The sequence below is a fragment of the Prevotella amnii DSM 23384 = JCM 14753 genome, assembly GCF_000378745.1.
GTDB lineage: Bacteria > Bacteroidota > Bacteroidia > Bacteroidales > Bacteroidaceae > Prevotella > Prevotella amnii.
Genome location: NZ_KB905306.1, coordinates 1 through 14772, shown reverse-complemented (window position 1 = coordinate 14772; position 14772 = coordinate 1). Strand labels below are relative to the sequence as shown.

Here is a 14772-nt window from a genome sequence, read left to right as displayed (position 1 = left end):
GTTCCTTATCGGCACAATCAAAAGAATTGGAAACCTACTTTTATTCCTTTTGCGAAGGCGAGAAAAAGGATTGAAACAGACTTCTCGCAGATGTGCGACCAATTTATGATTTGCCGCAACTATGCAAAGGAAACAGTAGGATTGTTTACAAGAATTATCGGTAAAATCAGTGCCTTTACCGCAATGCAATATTTAAATCACATTAATAATAGACCCATTGGAAGAGTCAAGTATGCACTGGCTTAATTCCGCCAACGGGTATAAGTTTCTATCTCACCGTTTTTGGTGGAAGTCTTCCTTTGCTTGGGCATATTGTTTTCGCCTTTCAATTTGCCTTTATCTGCATTCTTCTTCATTATATGCTTAGTTTGGTTTCCGAGAGTGAAGTTAGGAAGAGAACTGGAAAGTTCCAAGCATTCAGGGAGTGCTTGCATAATGTTGCATTCATTCGCAATAAAGTTCGCACGGATTTTTGAGGAGACAGGAAAAGAAATGACTGATTTAAGCCCAAATTAAGTCAAAACAGGGGATAAAATAGCAAGGAAAGACAGAGGTAGAAGTGTACCCTTTGCACACGTTTGCAGTATTCTGCACCGATATTGCAAACAATAGAATCAGCACAGAAATAGGGTGGCGTTTGTCCACACCAAGAGCGTTACAAGGTGCCACTTAAACGAAGAATGATTGAATAGGACGTGCGCCGCCCTATCTTTGCGTCAAACGGACGGTGAATGAAGAAAACAGGGTAAGAATGCGCAAACGGCTGCCGATAAAATGCGTTAGTTTTTCCTTGAAGTTCCCGATGTTTCCCTGCTGTTCCCTGCTGCTTTGAAGTGTGATAAACTCATCCTACTTTTGCAGGCATAAACGTGCGATGAAACGCAGAACAGACAAAGGTGTTGTCAATACCAATAAGACAGAATTACAAACAAAATAACAATAAAACTATGGGATATTTTATCATTACGGATTCAAATTGGGCAAGACTGAGGGATGAGATACTCAATCTTGCTCAGACCTGCCACAAAGCTTTCGGAGAACAGAGTCAGCACACCGATTGGCTGCACAATGGCGATGTATGCAAGTTGCTTAATATCAGCAAGCGTACATTGCAGCACTATCGGGATACAGGTGTGTTGCCTTTCTCCCAAATCGGGCATAAGTGCTATTACAAGCGTGAGGACGTGGAGCTGTTGCTCCAAACTAAATCGGAGAAGACAAAAACGGACAAATTAAAATCAACAAATAAATAGGAAGACAATGGAACAGGTAAGAGATTTGAACATGGAGGCTGACGATATGCAGGTAGTGCTGTCCGCACTTAGCGGAGTAAGCAAAAGAATTAAGGAAGTGGCACAGACGCACAAACCGTTGTTTGGAGATGAGCATTTCCTAACGGGCAAGGAGGTGTGCGAGCAGCTGTATATCAGTCCTCGAACTTTGCAGGACTATCGGGACAAGAGGATTATTCCCTACACGCAGTTTGCAGGGAAGATACTCTATAAGGCTTCGGCCTTGGAAAGGTTGTTGGAGAATAACTATAAAAACAACAAATTAGAAATATAAAAAAAACACTTGTAAAGATTATTATATCATCCTATACAAGTGCTGTACTATCATCTATAATAATTATATTTCCAAATTCAAATCTTTGGAAACCTCATTATCGGCCAAATTTTCATATCTACTTTTGTCTGCTTATCGACCATTGATAATGGTATTTAGTAGCAGTTCTTTCTCCTAATAGTGGAAAAAGGACTAAGAATTTCATGAAAAATAGAAGTTTTCTCAATACAAATCACTATCTTTGCATATAAATCAATATATGACATATAAATGACATAAACAGACTGAAAATAGTCCTTGTTGAAAAGAAACGAACCAGTAAATGGTTAGCGGAAAAACTAGGTAAAGTTCCTTCGACTGTTTCAAAATGGTGCACCAATGCTCAACAACCCGACTTAATGACACTTACACGCATTGCTGAGCTTTTAGAGGTAGACCGCCGTGAATTAATTAACCCAAGCAAATAAAATCTTGAAATATGACTAAGAAAACATTAAATATCGCAGAGCTTCAAATTGCAGCGAAAAAGTTTTGTGAAAACGAAAGTGGACTTTATCGTTCTGAACTATTTGGCGTTACTGACGGAAAGGCAGTTGGAACTTTTGTCGAACATCTGTTCCAAGAATATTTAGAACAACAGTATGAGATGATAGCTGGTAGCTCCGCCAACGGACTTGACTTACCTTCTGTGAATACAGATATTAAAGTAACCTCAATTAAACAGCCACAATCAAGTTGTCCGTTTAAAGATAGCAAACAGAAAATTTATGGACTTGGCTATAATCTAATTGTGTTTGTTTACCAAAAGACCGATGATGCTAGAACCAAGAAAGGAAGTCTAAATTTCCTTTCCTGTTCTTTTATAGAATCATCCCGAACTGCAGATTATCAGACAACAACAGGTATTTTGAATATCATTGCCAACAATGGCAATGCAGATGATATCTTTGCTTTTTTGATTGACCATCAGATTCCTTCCGACGAGGTAACTTTGATGAAAATGGCAGAGGATATTCTCAAAAATCCGCCAAAAGTTGGTTATCTGACTATTTCCAATGCTTTGCAATGGAGATTGCAATATAGAAGAATCGTAAATTTGACAGAAATAGTTGATGGTATAATCCAAATTATAAAATATTCTGATGACAGTGAATAAAACACCAGAACCATTGTTCCCAAAAGAGAAAGAGGATACAATCCGGGAAAATTATGGCGATTGGCAGACTAACTATGAGTTCGCCAAAAGTGTTTGCCTGTATTTAAAAAATAGAGGTATTGTCCCTGACATTGTTGTGGAACCAACTTGTGGTGTCGGCAATTTCATCGCAGCTGCCATAGATGTTTTTGAAACGGTTAAGAAAGTGTATGGAGTAGAGATTTTTAAAGGTTATGTCGACCAAACAGAAAGAAAACTTCAAGAATACCAAAAGAACAATCTCATTATCAGCTATGAATTGTACAATGCCGATGTGTTTAATTTCGATTTTAGAGAAATAGCCAATCAAAATCCTAATCAAAACATCTTGGTTATAGGTAATCCACCATGGGTGACAAATAGCGGTTTGGGAAAAAACGACGGTGTGAATTTGCCCGTAAAAGGTAACATAAATAAAACAAAAGGGATAGAAGCTATCACAGGCAAAGGTAATTTTGATATTGCGGAGAGTATCTGCGATCAGATAATTGACGCTTTTTCACATCATAGCAACACTTACATAGCGTTGCTTGTAAAAAACTCAGTTGTCAAAAACATTATACATAGACAACATTCCCATCCTCGTCGTATACAAGATGTCAGACAACTCGTTTTCGATGCTAAAAAGGAATTTAACGTTTCCGTTCCAGCATCTTTATTTGAGTGCCATATTGGAAATGATTGTCAAAAAGAATGTATATCGTATGACTTTTATACAAAACGGATTACCCATTCATTTGGATGGGTCAATGAGGCTTTTGTTTCCAATATTCAGGATTACGGACGAACAAGTTTCCTTGATGGTCAATCTCCGTTGATTTGGCGTTCTGGGATAAAACACGATTGCTCGAAAGTCATGGAACTTTCCTTGAACGATTCTATCTATCTAAATGGACTTAAAGAGGTTGTTGATGTCGATGACATCACTGTTTTTCCCCTACTTAAAAGTTCTGATATAGGAAAAGGATTGAAAGGTGTTAGAAAATATCTGATACTACCTCAAACTAATATTTCTGAAAACACCTCAATTCTAAAAGAAAGGGCTCCCAAAACATATTCCTATCTTCTGTCTCATGCCACATATCTGGACGGAAGAAAGAGCATTATATATAAGAATAAACCGAGATTTAGCGTTTTTGGATTAGGTGATTATTCTTTTGCTCCATATAAGATAGTAATTTCGGCTCTATATTCAGATTTGATGTTTTCTTTAGTAGAACCCATTGCCGGTAAACCTGTAATGGTTGATGATACTTGCTACCTGTTAGGCTTTAAAAAGATTGAATATGCAAAACTCACTCTTTTCATTCTACAAAGTGAACCGCTTAAACGGTTTATACAAAATATATGTTTTATGGATGCAAAGCGTATAGTGAACAGAGAATTATTAATGAGAATCAATCTTTATCAGCTTTCCAAAACAGTGGATTATTCTAGCATAGGAATTTCGCAAAAGAAAATACAAGAATATCAAAGTTGGTTATACATGCAAACAACTCCAAACTTATTCTGTAATCAAATATAATTTTTGAATATAAATATGATTTCTAAACTGCCTGAACCCATTATAGATAAGGAAAAACCCTTCAAGAATTGTAAACTTGACCGTCAACAATATGCTGATATTTTAACAAAGGTTGTCAGTCTGAATCATGGTTGTGTATTTGCAATTGATGGAGAATGGGGAAGCGGAAAAACTACATTTGTAAAAATGTGGAAACAAAGTCTTGTAAATCAACATTTTCATGTTTTGTATTTTAATGTTTGGGAACATGATTTTATTACTGATCCCATTATAGGATTGATTAGTCAGTTTCGTGACATGGCGGAAGGCGATGATGCCAAAGTCAAATTTGCAAAGATTGCTGCTGCTGCCGGGAAAGTGACAACAGGCATGTTACCATCCATAGTCAAAGGTTTAACAAAAAAATATTTAGGTGAAGATGTCGTGGAAGTTATTGAATCAGCAACTCAAAAAATAGCTGATTCATTTGACAAAGTAATTGATGACTTTGTTGAGCAATGTCAGTCAATGGAAGAATTCCGCAAAGCTCTTGAAAATCTGGTTGAGTTCATCGCTCAAGATGGGAAACCGTTGATTTTTATAATTGATGAATTAGACCGCTGTAATCCGCGCTTTGCAGTCAAAGTACTAGAACGTGTAAAACATTTATTCTCCGTTCCCAACATTGTGTTTATTCTCTCGATAGATAAAACACAATTATGTCATTCTATATGCGGATACTATGGAAGTGACAACTTAAATGCCGAAGAATACTTGAAACGGTTCATAGATATAGAATATAAATTACCCGAACCTGATGTAGATAAATTCACTGCATACCTTTATGAGGTATATGGATTTGATGATTTCTTTGCCTCTAAATCAAGATGTAAATATTTTCGGGAAGGAGACGAAAAAGAAGAATTCTTAAAAATGGCTCATATTCTATTCGGACATATGCATCTAAATTTAAGACAGATGGAAAAAATATGTGCACATATAAGACTTGTACTTTTGACATTTAGAGAAAATCAATATGTAAACCCTAGTATCATTTTATTTTTAATGTTTTTTCGCTCAACAGATAACGACTTTTACAGTCAAATAGTCCGTAAAAGCATGTCTATACAGGAATTGTTAAATCATATAGAAGAAACATTGCCGAGAAATATATTCATTGAAAACGAATATAGCAGATACACAGTATTTAGACATATTGTATGGGAAACAGCCAGATTACTTGTCTCATATAATTTAGATATGAATGAACATCAAAAAGAAGAGTTGATAGAGAAAATTGAAAACAATGATAGTTCAAAAGATACTTTCAAATTATTACTGTCAACTAGGGTTATACCACTGAAATCTCTACAAGAGGCGATAATATGGTATTGCCAAAACTCCTATCGAAATGATAGAGTATTACCACTTGATTATATTACACAACATATAGAGCTCCTAGCCCCATTTTCCTAATAATGAAAAAATTATTGGACCTTACACATAAAAAGTGACGTACAGATAATTTGCCAGATAACGATTTTATGACATTAGAGTGTACATATATCATATTAATTTGTTGTATGAAAGAATTTTTACGAAATAAAATACACTAAAAATTCAAGGAACAATCTATGGTAAGTAAATCAAGTAATCAACACAAAGGAGACTCTTTTGAAAAATTAGTTTTTGCAAAACTAAAAGAACTTATTGAAAGCCAAGATGTACCTGGTATATCACGGTACAATGAGATTTTTTTACATAAGCAATATGCTAGTAAAACTGCTCCTGATGTTATGTTGAACCCGGATATAACCATAGAAATATATTCTAACTCAGACAAGAAAAGATGGAGTAATCTTCTTGTGGTTGAATGTAAGAACCACAAAAGAAAAATTGATAATTCTATTTATCGTGAATTTGTAGGAAATCTTGCCGATTATCCACGTTCAGGAGTTCGTGGTATAATGATTTCATCAGTAGGCTTTACGCAACAAGTAATTACATTAGCTCAAAGCGATAACATCGCATTGGTCGTATTATCAGAAAATAGCGATTGGAAGACCATCATTTGGAGACAAATAAACAGTTTTGAACAGAAACAATTCAAACACAAAGTCTTAATGGGAGAGGCTTCAATTGACTATCCAATAGCATATTGTGGAAATTCGTTTATTACAATTTCGGATTTGTTGCAAGAATATGGTATTCCGATGTTAAATGCTTTACATGTACCATTCATGGAAGATGATAAAATACGTATAAGGGTAAATGAAATCTTACAAGAAACCAAGTACATGATAAAAGAAAACTTTATAAATCGCTGTTTTTCTTTAATTGCAGCTAATTACAAATTTGATTTTGTTGAAATGCAAGATGATTGCTTAGGAAAGTGTGATTTCAAAGATCATGTGATTACCATTAATTCTGTATTGAGCGAACATCGTCAGAATTTCACTATTGCTCATGAATTAGGACACATTGCATTACACTCATCCATTATAGAAAATTTGCGTTCATTTGAAGATAGAGAAAGCGACAAAAACACAATCATAGGAAAATCCACATATGGAAGAATGGAATATCAGGCTAACACCTTTGCATCGTTTCTTCTTATGCCTGAAACTCCATTCTATGTGGAGGTAGACAAACTTTTTAGAAAAAATAGAATTACAACAGGTAGGCTTTATCACGATTATCAACCATGCAATATACGAGATTGTAAGGTTATAATTGGAGCACTATCATCTAAATTTAATGTTTCTCAAGAAGCGGTTGTTGTTCGTTTGAAACGTGCAAATCTCTATATTGAAGGAGATAACTGTAATCCTTTATATGAACATGTGAAGCGTAATTCTTGGTGGTAAATATCTTGTATTTATGAGAATTATCTTCTCACCGAGAAGCCCCTCTTTTGCTCATAGTCGTAATGCCCATCCACCACATTATCTATTTTCACGTTTGGCTTTGATTTGTTCCCGGCTGTCCAAATTCCCTTTTTGCTTGGCTGTGAGGTACAAGAAATCCCTGGCTGCACGATGGGATTGCTTGTCCTGTTTTCGTCATTGGGACACCCAAATTTCAAAGTCGGGTAGCCATATCGACCAAAGCATATAGTTTACGTTGTTCCTCATCCATTCCAAGAATTCTCTTCACGGCCTGTTTGGAACGCACATGTATGTAGCTGATGGCATACATGTTCTTCGTAAGCTCCTGCGCACGGTGTATGGTTATGTCCGATTTGGCAGCCTTCAGAATTCGTTCCAACTCCAACAGTATCGTATAAGCCGTGAAACAGATGCAAATGTGCCCCTCAATGCGGTTGCGAAGCCTGTGGTATATCGGGCGGACAGCCAAGTCATACTTGTTGAAACGAAAGGCACGTTCGATGAACCACAAATTACCATATGAATCGATGACTTCTTCTGGTGTAAGCTTCGTATTGGTGACGTAGCCCTTTATGCCGTCCCATGCGGTATCTACTTCAAACTTGCCCATGTCAATGCTAACATCGACGGTGCCGTCAAGTCTGAGGTACTTGTTATAGCCCCTGTTGTTGATACTTTGCTTTGTAAGCCTCCCACTCTTTACTTTTTTGTAGTCTTGCAAGTTCCTTCTCGTGCATTCTCTTGTCCTTGTGCGCTCTTTTCTCCGACGAGGACAATATCAGACGCACACCGTTGCCCTTATCGATTTCTTCGGTGTCGCCGTACTTCAAATCCAATGACAGAATACGATCTTTCATATTGTCGGATTCTGATCTTGGCCTTGCGTCGAGGATATACTCATAGCCATCCGAAGTCAGTGCCTCGATATTCTTCTTGCTGAGCAGCCTAGAATCAGCGATGACTACCGGCTTGCCAAATCCAAAGCGCTCCGCAAGGGCCTTCACTAATGGAACTTCGTAGATATTGCCACATCGCAATCGTATTCTTTTTATGTCATTGATGTAGTATGTAGTCATTTCGTAGTAATAAGAAATGATATTCCCCAACTACATTCTAATCTTTTCTTTTTCAACGTAGTATCCCTTAGTTTAGTTATGTAGTAAGATAATATCAGTGAAAGAGAAAAGAATGTATCAGTTATCCGTCTTTCCTATTAAGAATATCGGTGTTATCAAGGATGCAGATTTCTGCAATCTCTGACAGATATACTTTCTGAACAAATACGCTTCCATGCTGTCCAACAGAAAGGACAGGGCGATGATGATAGGAAGGGGATAAAGTGGTGAATAACTTACGGTCTTTCCCTTCTTGATAACTTCCTCACCTGCAACCCTCTCATCGAGATATAGGTTGGAGGATTTTATTATCGTTTGCATCCTATGGTTGAGTTTCCTCCATGTTACCCCGAAGAACCTCACAAGTTCACTCTCTGCCATGGCTATCTCTCCGTTTCCCTTGCGAATGACTTGCATATTGCAGCCCCAATCAAAATAGCTACGATGATTCTCCGAGCTAGTCATTGTCCTTTGTTTATAGTTCGTATTCATGCCGTTTCTTCCATTTTACAGGTTACAATATCCGAAGATTCACAAGCCTCTCTCTCCGCTATTTCTTTCTCCTTTGCCGATTGTTTGGCTATAAGCCTGTCCATATCCTTTGAAATCTTATTGTCTGTTACCTGCGCATAAATCTGCGTGCTTGATATGGAGGCATGCCCCATCATCTTGGCTATGCTCTCAATGGGAATACCTGCGCTCAGGCTCATCGTGCCGAATGTATGTCTTGCCATGTGGAAGGAAAGTCTTTGGCGGATACCGCAAGCCTTTCCCACGATGCTCAGTTTGGTATCCATGACACTACGGCTACAATTACGGTGAAAGACAATGTGGTTGCCTTTTTCTTTCACCGTCTGCTGTACCTCGCTTCTTTCCTGCTCTTTCTGGCAATGACTGATGATAGCTTCCGCTATGGGATGTAACGGCACGATGAACTCAACCTTGGTTTTCTGACGTTCCTTTCTTATATACATCTGTCCTTCTGCTGTCGTTTGGATATGCTTGTATTCCAAATTTTCCATATCCGAGATTGCCAGTCCTGTGAAGCAGGAAAAGATGAACATCTGTCTTGCTAACTCTGTTTCATTGTCATTCATCCTCATTGCCATAAGTTTCATCACCTCGCTATTTTGCAGAAAACGTATCTCCTTTTCCTCCTTCTCATACTTGGCATTCTCAAAGGGATTGCAGCGGATAATCCTCTTGCTGACCGCACGGAACATCAGTCGGCTCAGCCAGCAGAGGTTGCTGTTGATGGTGGATGCTTTCAGTCCACGCTTTTTGAGAAAGAAGCGGTATTCCTCGAACAAGTCCTCTGTAATGGCTCCGATGGGTATATCCTGCACTCCTTTGTTTTCTACAAATTCACGGAGATTTCTGTCAGAATAGAACAGGTTCAGATAAGTTCCCTCTGCCCTTGATCTGCCAACACTTTCCTTGACTGCTTGGAGTTCCGCTCTGCTCATGGCAAGGAGCGTGGTCGGATTGGTGGCAATACCCTGTAAACAGTTCTTTACAAGCTCCACACTTACCACTCCATCCTTTACAAGAATGTCCCGATAGGTATTCTCTACCAATTCCCTGAACTCAATGATTCTTTGGTTTGTTTTCTTGTTGGTTGTCAACCCCTGCTTGGTGTTCCATTCGGCAGGATGGCACTCTTCGCCTGTGGTAATGGCTGTGTTCTTTCCGTCTATGGTGATACGGCAGAGAATGGCGGTATTGCCGTCTGCCTTTGTTTTCTGTCTGTTAATATAGAACAGTATCTTGAATGTACTTCTCATTGTCTTGGTGGTTTGAAGTTAATTAAATGAATAGATAAGAAATCAAATGACTTAATAAGGATTAGATAGCCAACTGCATCTCTTCGGTGAAAGAAAGGAAACGGTCGAATTCCTCAAAGAGTTTCTGTGGCGTTACCTTTGCATAACGCTCGGTCATGCTCACGTTGGAATGTCCCAGCATCTTACTCACGGTCTCAATAGGTACACCCTGTTCAAGCGTGATGAATGTGGCAAAGGTGTGCCTTGCCGTATGTGTGGTAAAAGGAAACGAGATGCCTGCACGAAGCCGCAGGGCTTTCAAATAAGATTGGTAAGTGGCATATCCCATGAAAGGGAGCAATGTTTCCCTTTCATCGCTGTGGAGCTTCTCCATCAGCCGTATGGCTTCGGGCAGCAGTTTGACACGGCAAGGCACATCTGTCTTGTGGCAGTTGAACTTCAGCCAAAGGCTACCCTCGTCGTCACGCACAAGATGGGACTTGTCCAGTTCCATCAAATCACAATATGCAGCACCCGTATAACAGGCAAAGAGGAAAATATCCCTTGCCGTTTCCATTTCCTCCTCCAAGTCCTCAAAGTGGAGAGTCTTTAACTTCTCAAATGCCCCTCTGTCAAGTGCTTTGGGGAGTTTCTTGTTACCCTTGCTGATTTTTACTTTGTCAAAAAGCAGGATGTCTGCCAACCCCTCACGGTAAGCCAGCCTGCATACCGTTTTCAAATGAGTGGCGACATTGTAGAATGAGCTTTCCTGAAATCCACACTCTCCCAAGAAGTACTGCTGAAACTCATGGATGAAGTTCTCTGTCAGTTGTGAGAAGGCTAAGTCTGAAACCTTATACTTCTTTTGGATGAACTCCTGCAAGTGGATTCTCGTGGAGTGGTAGCTTGCCATTGACTCTTTTCTGATGTCTACACCGATATGGCTTTTCTTCTCCTTAATGAGCATATCCAACCTTTCGATAAGCATGCATCGTGTCTGTACGCTGCCTTGAAACAACTCTTTCACATCGGTTGCATCAAATGGGTAACCTCTTGCAAGCAAAGACTGATAGGCTGACTGGATGGACAGCAGCAAGTTCTCCAACCTACCATTCACTTCCACCGCCTCACGACTTTTTCCGTCCATTCTGCTCTCACGGGGATTCCACAAGTCAGGATTACAGGAGAGCTTGCAACTGAACTGCGCGATAGAACGTCCGATGGTTATCCGCCCCATAATCGGAGCCTTACCCGACTTGTCCAGACCGCTCTTTTTGAGGTAGAGCAACACCTTCATTTTTTCTGTTTTCATACGCTTTGATGTTTTGTGGCAAAAATACCAATTTCAAAGCGTTCATCACTTATGCAGAAAACTGCCGACCGTAGCAACAGCCACACGAGCGAAAATAATTCAGTTACCGAACATTACTCCATCGTTACCTATGACGAAATCGGGTAACGGTTTAGTAACTGAACTTCTGCCTAAATCTGCATATTCCTGCCCTTTTTAAAAAGAGCAGTTTTATGCAAATGACTCCGTTTCCTGCTCATTATCAGTCAGTTTACGCCAACTTCGATTTTTCTTCCTTTTCAAGAATTAGTTGCGAGGTAAAAGATGACGTTTTACCCACGAAAAGATGATGTTTTACCCACGAAAAGATGATGGTTTATAGCCTTAAATAATGCTTAAAAACGGGGAGAAATCGGTATCTTTTAAAAGATCCTCATATTTAATATACAAATTAGCCTTCATATACTTAGACACCATGTCTATATATTTGCCTTGATAATAATTTAAGCCAATAGCCTTATTTACCACCCATTGTATCTTTGCCATATAAACGTCGCGCTCAAACTGTGAACGTAAATCATAATTGGGAAGGGTAAAAATGCTCATAAGGTAAAACGTCAGACAGTCTGGCACAATGTCTTCACGCCTCATCTGAAGACGCTGCTGCTTATCATAAAAACGGCTATAAACAGGGTAATCCTTTCCTAAATACTTATCTAAAGAGATGCCTATCTTGCCATCACCCGTTACGATGCTTTGGTCGAGAGCCGAAATCTGTGTATAAACACTTGGCAGCTTAATATCAGGAATCTGCTGCTTAAGCCTCGAAAAAGATATGTTAAGATCCTTTTGTATATCGTCTATCTTGCTAAACTTCGACTGCACTGAAGAGATTATCGTCTGCAACGTAGTGTCTTGATAAAACTTTAAAAACTTAGTGTTTATATCAGGATCGGTTATCTGACCTATCTTGAGCACCTTCTCTATTAAGGTGCGTGTCTCAAAAGGATACTCCATACCCATTTGCTGCAAAGCAGAATAATCGCCCATGGTAAGATAACGATACTCTAAACGGTCGAAACGCTCTATTTTTATAGACACACCACCCGGCTTACTCTCATCTGACCAACGCAGCTGGCAACCAACAAGAATAAGAAACAATAACAGCAATATGTAATAAGCCTTCTTCACTATCTACCTAAAAAGATTATTCCGCAATGCAAAAATACTAAAAAAATATATATTTACGCAAACTTTATATAAAAAATCTGCTCTTTTTTCTTAACTAATACTAAAAAAAGACTACCCCGCAGCGTCCACACCGCCACTAAAAAAGGCTTCTTTAGCAGGGAACGTAAGGCAAAATGGTATTTAATAAAAATTAAGCAGTCTAACCACTACTTTTGATAACACTCAAAAAACTTTTTGTACCTTTGTAAATTAAACACATTAAGATTATATGACAATAAAAGCAGCATTCTTCGATATAGACGGCACCTTAGTATCTTTTGAAACACACAAGATACAGCCCTCTACCATAGAGGCTATAAAAGAACTGAAAAGAAAAGACATCAAGATATTTATCTCTACGGGGCGACCAAAGTCTTTTATTACCAACCTAAAAGATATAGAACCTTTCATAGATGGCTACATATCCTTTAACGGAGCGTTAGCACAAATAGGCGAAGAGACTATATTTATGAAAGAACTGCCTAAGAAAGATATAAAAAAAATGATAGCTGATGCCACTTTGCACAATTATACCTTAGCAATATGCGGTAAAGACAAAGTGGCTATACACAATTATAGCAACATCTTTACAGAGCTTTTTGTAAAAGGGTTAGGCGTAGACTCTGTAAACATCAAAGACCCCATAGAGCCTCTGCTTAACGGAGCTGTGCTGCAGATGTCGCCCTTTTTCTCCGAGAAAGAAGAGCAGCGCATAATGCCTACCTTAACGGGCTGTGAGGCTTTACGATGGCACCCGCTCTTTGCCGACGTCTCGCCAATAGGCATAAACAAAGGGCTTACGCTACCTAAGGTAGCAAAACACTTAGGCATAGGCATAGACGAGTGTATAGCCTTTGGAGATGGAGGCAATGATAGAGATATGCTAAAGGTAGCAGGCATAGGAGTGGCTATGGGCAACGCTAACGATAAGGTAAAAGAACACGCCAACTATGTTACCACCACTGTAGACGACGATGGCATAGCAAACGCTCTTAAACACTTTAACCTTATAGACTAACCTCTCTTAGCATACACAACACATATAAAAGGTAAAGAAAAAATAAAGAAGACCATGTATAATAACAATTTCTCACCTTATTATAAAGAGGAACGACGCACACTCTTTGTGATAGTTTTCACCTTTATAATAATGCTTTTAGAGATTATCATAGGGTACCTTTCCAGCTCTATGGCACTACTTGCCGACGGCGTACACATGGGCTCGCACGTGCTGCTTATAGGCTTAAACCTTTTTGCGTATTACTTCGTTCGCAAACAACAAAAAAGACATAACGACACTTACAACGCCCAAAAAGTAATGCAGCTTTCTGCCTTCACCAGCGGTATAATGCTCATGGTGGCATCTATATTCATTTGCAGTGAGGGCTTTGAGCACATGGAGGCACATCACCACATGACAAGCTACCCCTTAGCACTAAGCATTGCCACGATAGGGCTTATAGTAAACTTTATAAGTGCTCGCGCCCTACACTCAAAACACTTTGAAGACAACCCTAACAACCACGCTGCTTACCTGCACGTCATAAGCGATGTGTTAGTAAAAATAGGAGTTATCATAGGTCTCGTATGCTCCCACTTATGGGACATAACATGGATAGATGCTGCCCTTGCCATAATTACAGGCGTCATCGTTTTGGTATGGGCTATTAACCTTACAAAGAAGATGGCGAAAGTTTTAACGAAAAATTTTACAAAATAATTTGGTCGTTTAAGAAATACTTATTACCTTTGCACCCACATAACAACTATAATATTTGGGAGACTCGCTAGCTCAGCAGGTAGAGCACAACACTTTTAATGTTGGGGTCATGGGTTCGAGCCCCATGCGAGTCACAAAGTAATAAAAAAAGAGGATTTCAGAAATGAAGTCCTCTTTTTTTTATGTTCAGACACACAGAGAGAGAAAGAGGGGGTCAGTCGTAAAACCCAGTTGCAAGCCTTCTCCTCTCAGGCACATAATTTCATAAGCCTGTAAAGGAAGAAAGGAATGTCCGTTACTCCCCTAAACTGTGCCCTGAAGGCTTTGACTTTTGCGTTGAAGGATTCAGCATTGGCATTTGTGGCTCTGTTGACAAAGAAATTGAGTATGGTATCATAATGGTTCTTAAAGGTGTCTATCACCGTATAGAAGTTGTCCACCCCCAACTTCTCTACCTCGTTAAACCATTTTGCCAGCTTCAGCCTTGCAGCATCCTTGAT

General features: G+C 39.0%; 17 protein-coding genes, 1 tRNA gene and 2 pseudogenes. 11 read left to right on the top strand and 9 right to left on the bottom strand.

The features are described from left to right. Positions 1 to 246, top strand: a pseudogene (locus F596_RS0109460) (IS982 family transposase); the annotation flags it as partial. A 14-nt stretch (positions 247 to 260) separates the two neighbouring features. On the opposite strand, the pseudogene F596_RS0109455 reads toward F596_RS0109460, so the two are convergent. Then, positions 261 to 434, bottom strand: a pseudogene (locus F596_RS0109455) (VapE domain-containing protein); the annotation flags it as partial. A gap of 513 nt (positions 435 to 947) precedes the next feature. Between F596_RS0109455 and F596_RS0109450 the strand changes: the two are divergent. From F596_RS0109450 to F596_RS0109425, 7 genes are all read left to right on the top strand, one after another. Continuing rightward, a complete protein-coding gene (locus F596_RS0109450) occupies positions 948 to 1253 on the top strand; it encodes a helix-turn-helix domain-containing protein (protein ID WP_019036759.1) in 306 nt (101 codons plus the stop codon). Positions 1254 to 1260: 7 nt separating this feature from the next. Continuing rightward, positions 1261 to 1566, top strand: a complete 306-nt coding sequence (locus tag F596_RS0109445) for a helix-turn-helix domain-containing protein (RefSeq protein ID WP_019036758.1) — start codon at positions 1261 to 1263, stop codon at positions 1564 to 1566. Between the two features lie 266 nt (positions 1567 to 1832). Then, complete coding sequence (locus F596_RS11605; protein WP_024999607.1) at positions 1833 to 2033, top strand: helix-turn-helix transcriptional regulator; 201 nt, start codon at positions 1833 to 1835, stop codon at positions 2031 to 2033. 11 nt (positions 2034 to 2044) lie between these two features. Then, positions 2045 to 2722, top strand: coding sequence for a type II restriction-modification system restriction endonuclease (locus tag F596_RS0109440; protein ID WP_019036757.1), 678 nt, complete (start codon positions 2045 to 2047; stop codon positions 2720 to 2722). Beyond that, positions 2709 to 4286 (top strand): class I SAM-dependent methyltransferase, encoded by a 1578-nt coding sequence (locus F596_RS11100; RefSeq protein WP_019036756.1) that lies wholly within the window; start codon positions 2709 to 2711, stop codon positions 4284 to 4286. The genes F596_RS0109440 and F596_RS11100 overlap by 14 nt, the downstream gene beginning before the upstream one ends. 15 nt (positions 4287 to 4301) lie before the next feature. Beyond that, positions 4302 to 5741, top strand: a complete 1440-nt coding sequence (locus tag F596_RS11095; protein WP_019036755.1) for a KAP family P-loop NTPase fold protein — start codon at positions 4302 to 4304, stop codon at positions 5739 to 5741. A gap of 158 nt (positions 5742 to 5899) precedes the next feature. After that, positions 5900 to 7132 (top strand): ImmA/IrrE family metallo-endopeptidase, encoded by a 1233-nt coding sequence (locus tag F596_RS0109425; RefSeq protein WP_019036754.1) that lies wholly within the window; start codon positions 5900 to 5902, stop codon positions 7130 to 7132. Between the two features lie 20 nt (positions 7133 to 7152). On the opposite strand, the gene F596_RS12035 is transcribed toward F596_RS0109425, so the two are convergent. The 7 genes from F596_RS12035 to F596_RS0109395 form a co-directional block, all read right to left on the bottom strand. Next, positions 7153 to 7350, bottom strand: a complete 198-nt coding sequence (locus F596_RS12035; RefSeq protein ID WP_162149455.1) for a hypothetical protein — start codon at positions 7348 to 7350, stop codon at positions 7153 to 7155. Further along, positions 7347 to 7874 (bottom strand): IS1634 family transposase, encoded by a 528-nt coding sequence (locus F596_RS12330; RefSeq protein WP_081618444.1) that lies wholly within the window; start codon positions 7872 to 7874, stop codon positions 7347 to 7349. The genes F596_RS12035 and F596_RS12330 overlap by 4 nt, the downstream gene beginning before the upstream one ends. Beyond that, positions 7807 to 8259: a transposase gene (locus tag F596_RS12245; protein WP_154648199.1), complete on the bottom strand. Its 453-nt coding sequence runs from the start codon at positions 8257 to 8259 to the stop codon at positions 7807 to 7809. The genes F596_RS12330 and F596_RS12245 overlap by 68 nt, the downstream gene beginning before the upstream one ends. 87 nt (positions 8260 to 8346) lie before the next feature. Next, positions 8347 to 8760 (bottom strand): hypothetical protein, encoded by a 414-nt coding sequence (locus F596_RS0109410; RefSeq protein WP_019036753.1) that lies wholly within the window; start codon positions 8758 to 8760, stop codon positions 8347 to 8349. Further along, positions 8757 to 10052, bottom strand: a complete 1296-nt coding sequence (locus tag F596_RS0109405; protein ID WP_019036752.1) for a site-specific integrase — start codon at positions 10050 to 10052, stop codon at positions 8757 to 8759. The genes F596_RS0109410 and F596_RS0109405 overlap by 4 nt, the downstream gene beginning before the upstream one ends. A gap of 61 nt (positions 10053 to 10113) precedes the next feature. Then, positions 10114 to 11343 (bottom strand): site-specific integrase, encoded by a 1230-nt coding sequence (locus F596_RS0109400; protein ID WP_019036751.1) that lies wholly within the window; start codon positions 11341 to 11343, stop codon positions 10114 to 10116. A gap of 363 nt (positions 11344 to 11706) precedes the next feature. Continuing rightward, entirely contained in the window at positions 11707 to 12513 is an 807-nt protein-coding gene (locus F596_RS0109395) for a gliding motility protein GldB-related protein (protein WP_008450338.1), read from the bottom strand. A 268-nt stretch (positions 12514 to 12781) separates the two neighbouring features. Here F596_RS0109395 and F596_RS0109390 point away from each other — a divergent pair, with 268 nt between their 5' ends. The 3 genes from F596_RS0109390 (at position 12782) to F596_RS0109380 (ending at position 14406) form a co-directional block, all read left to right on the top strand. After that, a complete protein-coding gene (locus F596_RS0109390) occupies positions 12782 to 13570 on the top strand; it encodes a Cof-type HAD-IIB family hydrolase (protein WP_019036750.1) in 789 nt (262 codons plus the stop codon). Positions 13571 to 13624: 54 nt separating this feature from the next. Beyond that, entirely contained in the window at positions 13625 to 14272 is a 648-nt protein-coding gene (locus tag F596_RS0109385; RefSeq protein ID WP_019036749.1) for a cation diffusion facilitator family transporter, read from the top strand. A gap of 61 nt (positions 14273 to 14333) precedes the next feature. After that, positions 14334 to 14406, top strand: a tRNA-Lys gene (locus F596_RS0109380). Between the two features lie 114 nt (positions 14407 to 14520). On the opposite strand, the gene F596_RS11085 is transcribed toward F596_RS0109380, so the two are convergent. Beyond that, a partial coding sequence (locus F596_RS11085; protein WP_019036748.1) for a transposase occupies positions 14521 to 14772 on the bottom strand: 252 nt, incomplete at its 5' end.